Origin of the sequence: Clostridioides sp. ZZV15-6597 (genome assembly GCF_020657815.1) — a bacterium.
Taxonomy (GTDB): Bacteria; Bacillota; Clostridia; order Peptostreptococcales; family Peptostreptococcaceae; genus Clostridioides.
In genome coordinates, this window is record NZ_JAGWCT010000129.1 from 1 (window position 1) to 10,296 (window position 10,296).

A 10,296-nucleotide genomic window follows, 5' to 3' on the forward strand; every position below is an offset into this window, starting at 1 on the left:
ATATATATATACATAAAAAAAGAACTAATATATATACTAGTTCTTTTTTTATATAGTATTTTATAAACAAATAATATTATTCTGTATTATATTATCAATTCCATTTTCAGTTATTATATCATATAAAGGTTTTTTATCTTTGAAATATCTATTTAAAAAATTTTCTTTATTATATTTTACATTCCTATCTTCAAATACAGCATAGATTGTATTTACAGTATCAAGCCATATATTACATAAATTATTGTTTTTATCTTTGAACCACTGGTAAGAACCATCATCATCATCAATGTGTGAAAGGAACATAACATCTTCATCATATGTTAAATCATCAATTCCAAATGAAAGATAATCAAAGGTTTCTTGGGTTACTGTAAATAAATTGTAGTCATCAAATGTTAGATTATCTGCAAAATCACTATCTTCAACCTCTCTTAAATTCATATATCTAGTTAATTTCATTTCTATAGTAGGATAGTAATCTATTGTTATAGACGTTTTTTTAATATCTCTTATGATAGCAGGAAAACAACCTACTATCATAGGTATATTTTCCAAATCTATAACATCTAGCTTTTTTTCTTTTCTAAAATATCTTTTATAATATAAAAAGACATCTCCAACTTTATAATTTTGAGATATATATTTAAATTTTTCTTGAAGATTATAAGGTCTAGACATATATCCTAGTTGTCGCCTATAAGAAACATAACTAAGCCATTCCTGATTAGAATCTTTTTTAAGACAGAGTCCTTGATATTCAAAATTTTTTAAGAATTTATTTCCATAGGTATTTAATATAATGAGATGATTGTATTCTTCTGATAAATAAGTATATTTAGGTTTCCCAAAAATAATTTTAGGAATATTTTTATTGTTATTGAAAGCTCTTACAAAAATATAAGCAACTATAGAGATATATATGATATCCTTATTTCTTCCATTATATCTATAATTTATTGAAAAATTAGTTTCATCACAGCAATAAATTACCTCCTCATCAGTATCTTTAATAAAACTAATATTCGTTTCATCAATTATTTCATCAATGGAAAAATTATTAAGTTTACTACAATTTTCTATTTGATATTCATAGTTAAAAGAAACCCCTTCATGCATAACATATGTAAAAAATTTGTTTTTCAATAGTTCTGGTAATACTTTTACATTATCTAAGCAAAGTTTATTATTAAGCATAGCTTTTACATATCTATCTATTTCATAAACAAATAATAATTCAGATAAAGATTTGATAGTTATATTCTCATCTTCTAAGTTTAATAATGTTTTTAGATGTATAGACATATTAATTAATTTCCTCCTCTAATTTTTTTATAAAACTCTCAAAATCTATTTCTGACTTTAAATAACTATCTAATAAGATTGATTCAATTGTTGTTTGATTGATTTCAAGTATCCACATTAGATAAGATAATTTTTCTAACGATAAGGTATTGAATTTCTCTTGAAAGCTTTTTAAAGTAAAATAATGCAAAAACATTATTTCTCTCTTACAATCTAATAGTTTAACATTTTCACTTTTTAAGGCATCAGGCAATTTACTCCTAAGCTCTAATATGAATCTTCCTCTATTTAAATTGAATTTATCTGATAAATCGCTATCAGCATATAAAATGGTTTCACCAAAGGCTTCCATTAATATTTCTTTTCCGATTGTATTTTTAAATTCTTTACCAGCCCTTGATATACAAGTTCTAGCAGCCACATTTTTAATTGAATATTCATTTGCTAATGCATCATAAGAATAGTTATTATTGATAAAATATTTAATTTTAGATACTAATGTTTTGCTGTGTAGCCATGTATAGCTATTTAAAATCTTGTTAATTTCTAGTAGTAAATTTTTTCTTCTTAATAGCATTGCATACTCGCTATCGTTGTTTTCACTTATCAACAAAGCTTTTGTAACATTTGCTAATTCCAAATCTAATTTTTTAAAAATATTCATTACCTCTTTAAGTACTGCACATAAAAGATAAATAACTTTATTGCAGTAAAATTCTCCTTTCAAAAAGTTTCTTTTTGATTCTTTACTATATAATCCTTATTCTAGCTGAAGCTTATATATAGATTGTTCAAAATTTATATAAATTTTAGCTAAAAAAGCTAAAATATTTGTGTTTTATATTGAATTGCAACAAAATTTATACATAAATTAGAACTAAATTAAAACAAATAATGAAACTGTTTTTCTAGTAAAAAAATGTTTCTATCCAAATGTAACTAAATTGAAACAAATAATGGAACTATTTTTATACTTTTGAATTAATAAAACTACTCTTATATTTTAATTAGTGAAGTTAAATATTAAAATGTAAAAATCATATTTTGAATTAATAATATTATTTTTTATATTTAATTTCCAAAAATAGTAAAATGTATTCATAAATAATATAACATATATAAACTTAAAAATAAATTTATTTCATTAAATTAACAGTTTGTAATAAAAAATAAATTGGAAAAAATTAAAATAAAATTTTAACTTAATAAAAAATATGAAAATTTATTAAATATAACTTTATTAAAATATAATAAAACTGTTTTATTTTTTTTAAAAAAATAAAAAATATATTTTAAAACTGTAATTTATATAATAAAACTGTTTAATATATAAATAAAAATGTAATAAAAATAAAAATAAATGCATATTTATTTTTGGGTATTTTTAATACAGAATAAAACTGTTGAAACGAGCTGGAAGAGTAAAAAATATAAAATACAGTTACAATTGTCAATTTATATTTTTTACTCTTTTTAGTTTTAAAATCAATACAAAATTATTTAATTTATATTAGTCTTACTGCTTTAATAAATCTATCTTTATAAAATGATGTTGTTATATCCTGAACTTTAACAAAGCTACCAGTGTGAGGAGCATGTATCATTTTTCCTTGTCCAACATAAATACCAACATGACTGATTCTACTTCTAGATTCTCCAGTTGCAAAGAATACTAAATCACCAGGTTCAAGTGAATCTCTATCAACTTCATTACCAATATCTGCTTGGTCTCTAGAAACTCTAGGTATTGTTATATTTAAAGCATTTTTATATGCCCACATAGTAAGACCTGAACAATCAAAAGTATCATCTCCTTCAGCTCCCCAAACATATGGACATCCTTGTTTTTGGTAAACTAGGTCTAATAGTTTTTGTGCTGCTTGTTTATCAGCATGAGGAACTTGTTGTATATCAGTAAAATTATTATTTGGTAGACCATCTGTTATGTATCTGCTATTTTCACTTTCTAATTTTCTAACATATTCTTCAACTTTTGCATTATGTTTCTCTATATTTTTAATATAATCTTGGTCTAATATATTTTCTTTTCCCATGCTTATAACTTTTATGTCATTATTCAATGCGTTGTTTAGATAATCATCTTTATCTTCTAAGTATTTTTCTTTTATATAACCTTCTTTATCTCCTTTTCGTACTTTTAACCACTCTCCAATTTTATCAAGAAGTACTACAGAATCACCTTTTTTTAATTCAAGTTGTATTTTAGAATTAACATTATTATCAGCTCTCATATTTATAGAATCAACTTTTACATACAATTTACCTTCTGTTACATCAACATATTTTGAATCAATATATCCAGTAGCATTATTTTTTGTTTCTACCTCTATCCTATCCTTAGAATAATCTTTTACTTTTAATTCTTCACCTGCTTTCGCTTTGTATATTATGTTATCTTTACTATCTCTAACATTTAATACAAGTCCATCTTTAACAGTAGCTATATTATATTTAGTTTCTTCTGCATAAGAGGGAACACTTAAGGCAAGAAAAGAAAATATTGATAATATTAATAATTTTTTATTTTTCATACAAATCCGTTATTAAAGAATAACGGTTTCACCTCTCTTTCTTATACTAAAAGTATTATTATTTTTTTGAATAATTTTTATAAGCATGATATCCAGCAAATGCTCCAAATACCAAACCCCATCCACCGAATATACTTGCTAGTACAAACGTTGATTTAATTCCTATAGTACATCCAGCAGCCTTACAAATCGTTTTAACAGGCTTAGATTTCCATACTCTACCAAGTGGAGATACATCGCTTTTCTGATTGAATGAATCCATACCTAATGCATTTTTTACTTTCTCATGAAATTTATATTTTTGATATTCTTCACAATCTTCTTCATCATATTCTGCATCTATATATCTCTTTATTTTATCTCCACCTATTTCCAAATAAATTAAATTCTTACAATGCTCATATAATATACTCCAAGGTTCATCCCTATTAAGGAATAATTCTTTTCGTAAACGTGTTTCAGCTAAATAAATATCTTCAACAATTAATTTTGTTAATGATTTAAATTTGATTATTTTTCCCAAGTCAAAGAAATCTACTATATTTCCAGCTCTTACTTTATGTCTAATATCTATTGGTAATGTTTCTATTACCTTTTCAGAAAATACAGGTCTAAAAGCTGTCCCATTTATGAAAATTCCAGTTTTACTTAATTTTAATGTTTCTATCCTATCAATAGAGCCATATGCCTTACACAACTCTTTTGTAACAATATTAGTAAGGTTTCTGAAGGCATATACAGTTCCAAATGTTGTATCTGAAAATTTAAATTCAAAAGGATTGTTTAATACCTCTATTTTTTCATTGTAGATAGGACATCCAAGGAATGTATTGGGATACATTTCATTATTATTTTCAATGTCAAATGATTGCCTTTTATATTCTTTTTCTAAGTCATCATCAGATATATCTACACTAGGTGCAGTATTATTATTTTTAGGTGTAGTATTTTTAGGGCTGCTATTTTCTATTCCACTATAATCAATGTTATTAAATTCATTTAAAATAGTATTAGTATCTTCAGAAGTTACATCCTTACTATCTGAAGCTTCATTAAACATTCTAGCAGTGTAAATATCAAATTCTTCCTGAGTGATAGCTCCAATAGATTTAAGAGCACTGTAAACTATATTATTTTTTAATCCATATGGATTATTTGTATCTTCAAAAAAACCATTTTTGATAGCATATTTTACTATACTATCAAACTGTTTCATACCTTCAAAATCAATTTTTAAATCATCTAGAGCTTCTTCTAATTCACTTTCAGGTAGATACATACATTTTACTAAAGCATTTGAATTTTTACCTCCAGCATAAAATACTCCTTGGCTTACTATAGCTCTTTCTCTATTTCCTTCAGGACAATTTAAATCCTCATATTTTAAGACATTTATATTTGGATTAATGTCATAATATTCATAGCGTTCATGTTGTAAATCTCCTACAATAGAATAAGGATAATTACCTCTTTCAGAAGCTGGAATAATTGATTTAGATAAGTCTTGTCCACATAAAAGCCATAGATACCCTGAAGTTCTAGTGGCCTTTGCTTGTGGAATTGAATCAGAAAAGATTTTTTTACCTCTTCCATTATCAAAAGAATCCAAGGCATCTTTCAATAAGTTTAATTCATCAACAATTATAGCTGTTCTAGGGAGTTTAGAAATTCCATCTATAGAAATATTATTTTTATTGAAAGTAACAATATCATCTCCTGCTTGTGATTTCTTTTTTAAATGTTGTATAGCGTAAAAAACACATTTTAAGAAAATTAATCCACCAATGAAACCTGGTACAGATTCAGAAATAGGAACAACTTGTTTTTCTCCTTTTTTATTTACAATTTCTTTTTTTAACTCAGAACTAGGTAAAACTTCTGCATCAAATCCATAAAGTTGAATATTTCTTTTTTTAAAAGCTCTTATCCAAGGTGAAGGTAGTTCCATTTTTGCATCAATTAAAACTAATGCACCTAACCCTAAATTAGTATCATCAAGAGCTAATGATTGTATTGCGATACTATGTATCATAGCAGTCTTACCACTTCCAGCACCTCCACACATAAGACACGCAGATTGTGGTCGGTCATTTCTAAATTCTAAACCAAGTAAGTCACCAGGCAAGACCCCTGGAACGATTTTTTTACCTAAAGGAAGATTTTTAAAATCTTTAAATTCAGTATCAATATTGCTCCCTCTTGCTTGTTTTATATAATCCCTTAAGTACCAATTCTTATTTTTAAATTCAAATAAATCTTTCACTATAACAAATTGAATACAATTATAGATGGTATTTATTCCAAAGGCTTTAAGAGAAGTTATAGTCGGTATTGAAAAAAAGCAAGATGAATATACTTCACCCAATGCAGGGTCTGAGTTAGAAAATAAAGCAGGTATAGGTTGTAGTTTATCTAAAACATCTACAGTTCTTATATTTTTACTTGATTGAGATAGGTATACATTTTTATTTTCAGCTAGAATGAAATTTTCTACATGTAATGGAAGTTTAACTCGTATTCTAAAAGAGGAATCATCTTCTTTTATAAAGACCCTAAAGGCCAAGTCTTCATCTTTTGTATATACATTAACTGACCATAAATCAGCTGTTTTATAATCTAGTCCTAATTTGGATAATAGCCTTTGATTAGACATATTAGCATTATCAAATTTATGACCATCCTTAACAGTAATCAAAGGGTTATAAACAGATTTTAATATTTTAATTATCTCAGTATTTAAATTACTATTACCTGCGACTATAGTGTCATTTGATATTAAGTTATAGCCTTGTTTTTTTAATTCTAAAATATAATCTACTTTACTTTTTGTTGTTACAGAATTATTGTTATTACTCTTTATATTTTTTATGTTTTTATAAAGCTCAGTTATTGAATTTAAGCCTTCTAATATGTTGTCTCCTTTTAATAACTCTTTAATTTTTAATTCATTTTCATCTTTAAGTGGATAGATAAGTGTGTTGCAGTTTTTAGTATATTCTTTTAATTCTTCAAAACTCAAATTTTTAATTAGTATTTCATTCCAATATAATTGAATTGTAGCCTTAGTAAATGAATCTACAAGTATTCCATAATCGGCTCCTTTTTCATTACTTAGAGATTTATTTACCTTTGGATACATTTTATTTAATAGATTTGAATAAGATATATCAGTTGATGAACCATTTAATAATAAAGATGTAACCTTACTTTCAGAAGTATTTAATACAGAAATCATTGTTTTTATAATTATGTGTCTAACATCTTCTATACTTAAAGAAGAATTATTTAGTAAAAAATTTATTTTATCTGAAACATAATCAAGAGGAGATGTATTTTTGTCCATTTTATCACTTCCTTTATTTAGATGAATATGTATCTTCAAACATATTTAATATGTTATTTATAATATTTATCCTCTCTTGTATAGAGCAGTCTTTATCTTTTACTAACTTTGCAGACAAACTCTTATATACATGTTGAACTTTATTTTGACCTTCATAAGAATTGTATAATTCTAAATCTTTTTTTGTATATTTTTCAATAAATGTATTTTTTATATTAAGTATGTCAATCTGATAATCAATATATTTTATTCCTTCTCTACTTAGATAAGATATAAATGCCAGATTACAGCTATTGAATATAATTTTGTATAATATTGTATTTAATATATTCAAATATTCTAAAATGCTATTTTCAGTATCCATTTTTTTGTATTCCATCTTATATTCACTATTTTTTAAGATTTTGTTATATAAAATGTCTTTAAATAATAACATGTCCTTAGAATCTTTTTCATCTATATTGATATATTCTAATAACTTTGATATATCAATTGACCTAATTTTTTCTAGATTATCTCCATATTTATCAATCAATATTTTTTTTGTAAATTGATAGTTTAAATATCTACCCCATTCAAATTTTTCAATATAAGATAACTCATAAAATATCTTTTCCATTGTGTTAAAACATTTATTTATCTCTCTTATTAAAAAAAGGATATTTTTACCATAGCTGGTCCATAATTTTTCAAGCTTCTTAATTTCAATCTCTTTTAATTTATTTAACTTATATTCTTTTGTCTTTTTTATCTTTAAAGAATTAAAATATCTTTCTAACTTACCACCTTCTTTATCCATAGAATACCAATAATCTCTTAGCTTGGTATTTAGATACCAATCATGTTCATGAATTTTCTCAACAATATTTACTTTATACTTTTTATTTAATTCACTTATAAGAAGCTTTTCTGGTCCAATCGTGTTATTAATTACACTTGCAACATTAGATATACTACAATCAACAAGAGAAATACTATGAAGTCTTACAAATCTTGTAGATAAAGACTTTTTTTCTTTAAAAATCCATTGATTTATATCTACATCTAATAATGCTAAATTATAGTCTTTTGTACAAAATATAATCTCTTCAACAGAAGATAAAACTCTTTTTGCAGTTAGCACTTTTAATATTGATGAATATTTATTTTTGTTTAAAAGTGATATATCACATTCTATTCTATTTCCAAATTTAACTAACTTGATTTTTTCTTTATACTTACCTTCAGTTACATAATACTGAACTAAAGCCTCTGAGCTTCCTATTATAATTCTACGAACATTGTTAGGTGTCCAATTATTTATGAGGACATTGTTTTTTTCGTCTATTAATATTCCTTTATTTATTTCAGATTCTAGTATTTTATATCTATTCATTTTTTCATCTACTCCTATTAAAAAATTAATTGTATAAACTATAATTATCTATCGTAATATTATTTAATTAATATAATAAAAAATATATTATATATTATTACTTTATTTCATTATGTTAATATATATTAAAAAACAAAACTTATATATTATTAAATATAAGTTTTGTTTAGATAATTATTTTAATTCTTTTATTGGTACATTTAATTTTATTTTTATATCTATTTTTGAATTTTTTAATACAGTAGATATTTCTTTATTTTGTTTATTATATTTTATTTCAGAAGTTAAAGTATCTTTAATATCTTCAATAGAAGAATCTCTCTCATCTGTTTTCTTTATTATGAAATATCCAAACTCTGTTTTTATAGGCTTAGAATATACATCCCCCACCTTTAAATCTTTTGAAAATAATGCATTTCTTAATTCCTCTTGTAAATCATCTTTTGTTTGATATCCCAAATCTCCACCATTACTATTAGTTTCTGTTTTTGCATTGTCATATTTATCATATAATTCTTCAAATTTTTTGCCATTATTTAGCTCTTTAATAATATCTGTTGCTTTTTTCTTTCCATCATCTGTTGTATCCTTTATTAATATTTTAGATACCTTAATTTCTTTGTATTTATCCTTATTTTTTTCATAATAATTTTTTAATTCTTGGTCAGATACAGTTGATATTTTATCTAGATACTTTGCAACTAGTAAATCTTCTTTAAACAGAGTTTTTAAGTCTTCTGAACTGATATTATAATACTTAAAAAAAGATTCTTCTGTAAGATTAGTAGCATCTAACATGTTTTTAAGCATCTTACTATAGTGTTCTTTTAATTCATCATCTTTTACACGAGTTGCATTATTTTTATAGATTACATCAAGTAAGGCTTTTGTTGAGATTATACTATTTAAAGAGTCACTTTCTATTATATCTATATCATTTTTAGTTAATTTATTTCTCTCAGTAATTGGCATTCCAATTGTATATATATCTAGAATTTTTTGTAAGTCTTTACCTAAAATATTTTTATTATTTACTGAAGCTAGAACCTCATTTTGTTTATATTCTCTTAAAGAATTTATTTTATTTGTACTATTTTCACTTCCAAGATAGTATCCTAAGTATGTAAATGTAGATAGTATCATTAGAGCTAATATAATAATTGAAATTATCTTAGTATTTTTTTTTGAAATCATATTTGTATTAGGTTATAAAACCTAACTCCCTTCTTTAAAATTATTATAAGTTAGAACCTTTTTAAGCTAAAATTTCTGTTAAGTTTTCGATGTTTAAGATTGTATGTTTTACCATTTCTCCTTTCTTATTTTCTAACAAACATATTAGTAGTGGACATTCAAATTGCTTATTATTTTCGATTAAGATACATTTTGAATTCTTTTTTTTTATTACAATATTAAGCAAATCAAATAATTTTTTTAAATGTAAATCTAACTTTATCCCTTTAAAAATTAAATCTATAGAGTCACAATTGGGAAATTTATAATTGATATTGGCTGAGCTTATTTGCAAATTATAAAACATACCTGTATCAATTACATATTGTACTCTTATGCTTTCATCTAACATGTTTATTTTCTCAAGAAAATTCAAGATTTTTCCTCCTTAATATGTAATATAAATATATTTATTTAAAATATTATTTATTGTTAAAAATATCTTCTATATTTAAATAATATTCTTTTACATTTAATAAATTATATAT

General features: G+C 23.9%; 7 protein-coding genes. All 7 read right to left on the bottom strand.

What is annotated here, in order from left to right; all coding sequences use genetic code 11:
* Positions 1-60 precede the first annotated feature (60 nt).
* Positions 61-1,305, bottom strand: a complete 1,245-nt coding sequence (locus tag KGF52_RS18665) for a hypothetical protein (RefSeq protein ID WP_227841221.1) — start codon at positions 1,303-1,305, stop codon at positions 61-63.
* Position 1,306: 1 nt separating this feature from the next.
* Entirely contained in the window at positions 1,307-1,969 is a 663-nt protein-coding gene (locus KGF52_RS18670; RefSeq protein WP_227841222.1) for a hypothetical protein, read from the bottom strand.
* Positions 1,970-2,810: 841 nt separating this feature from the next.
* Positions 2,811-3,857: a C40 family peptidase gene (locus KGF52_RS18675; protein WP_227841223.1), complete on the bottom strand. Its 1,047-nt coding sequence runs from the start codon at positions 3,855-3,857 to the stop codon at positions 2,811-2,813.
* Between the two features lie 58 nt (positions 3,858-3,915).
* On the bottom strand, positions 3,916-7,200 hold the full coding sequence (locus tag KGF52_RS18680) for a hypothetical protein (RefSeq protein WP_227841224.1): 3,285 nt from the start codon (positions 7,198-7,200) through the stop codon (positions 3,916-3,918).
* Positions 7,201-7,213: 13 nt separating this feature from the next.
* The gene (locus tag KGF52_RS18685) at positions 7,214-8,575 is read right to left on the bottom strand and encodes a hypothetical protein (RefSeq protein ID WP_227841225.1); all 1,362 of its coding nucleotides are present in this window, start codon (positions 8,573-8,575) and stop codon (positions 7,214-7,216) included.
* Between the two features lie 174 nt (positions 8,576-8,749).
* Complete coding sequence (locus KGF52_RS18690) at positions 8,750-9,718, bottom strand: peptidylprolyl isomerase (RefSeq protein ID WP_227841226.1); 969 nt, start codon at positions 9,716-9,718, stop codon at positions 8,750-8,752.
* A 112-nt stretch (positions 9,719-9,830) separates the two neighbouring features.
* Positions 9,831-10,184: a hypothetical protein gene (locus tag KGF52_RS18695; protein WP_227841227.1), complete on the bottom strand. Its 354-nt coding sequence runs from the start codon at positions 10,182-10,184 to the stop codon at positions 9,831-9,833.
* Positions 10,185-10,296 lie beyond the last annotated feature (112 nt).